General features: G+C 43.5%; 1 protein-coding gene. It reads left to right on the forward strand.

Translation table 11 applies throughout. The features are described 5' to 3' along the window. Window positions 1–241 precede the first annotated feature (241 nt). Window positions 242–1,006, forward strand: a 765-nt coding sequence (locus A3766_RS04625) for a class I SAM-dependent methyltransferase (protein WP_068641809.1), incomplete at its 3' end; no start/stop codon positions are given.

Raw genomic sequence — 1,006 nt, forward strand, 5'->3', positions numbered from 1 at the left:
TGAATTCAAATAATCTTGAGTGTCACTAAATGAGCCAGGATCAACAACGACAGCCTGCATGCTCGCGTCATCATATATACACCAGATATAATTGTCTGAAAAAGCAGGTATGCCATGAACTTTTATCATATGATAACTCTCACTTAGGTTGATTTGTCATAGCTTAGAATGAATACTGGGTAAATTAAAGCTACTTTAGATAGAGTCTGCTTTGTTGCGAGCACGCTGCGGGAGCTTTGCGATGTCAGGGTTACAAGATTTGGATAAAAATGCACAGGCTAACAGTTCTAAACAACAGCAACTGGAACAGTGGTTTCAGAGTGCTTTAGGACGTAGTTTATTAGCTGACCAACGGCGTAATATAGCAAATAAAATACATCGCTTGTTTGGCTATCACCAGGCTGAGATAGGTGTCTCGCATAGGGTGCCAGTAGGTAACCCAAGTAGCTTGGGGCATAAATTTTATGTGTTGCCAGAGTGGGAACCGGACTTACCTGAAAACTCTATTATTTCTTCTTCTGAGGAATTGGCATTAGAAAGCGAAACCCAAGATGTTGTTATCTTGCACCATGCACTAGATTTTTCCAGTGCGCCTCATCAAACCCTGCGAGAGGCAGCCAGGGTGCTCAAGTCTTCTGGTACGATGGTGATAGTTGGGTTTAACCCTCTCAGTACTTGGGGAGTGAGGAGGTTGTTAGGGAGGTCGCAGCAAGCACCCTGGAATAGTTGTTTTATTGGTGGTAAGCGAATCGAAGATTGGTTGAATTTGCTCGATTTTAGGGTGGGAACTACTAAATACCATTACTACGGCCTGCCTTTTAATAATGCAGGTTTATTTAGGCGTTTTTTGTGGCTCGATAAAGTGCTCAATACAAAAGTCCCCCTAGGCGCATACTATTTGATATCGGCACAAAAACAGGTCGGTTCACGAATCAATTCCTACTCAAAATGGCGTCGAGGTGCAAAGGTCGTAGGAATGCCTTTGGCAAGCTCACGGCACACTCGG

The organism is Oleiphilus sp. HI0132, from assembly GCF_001635845.1.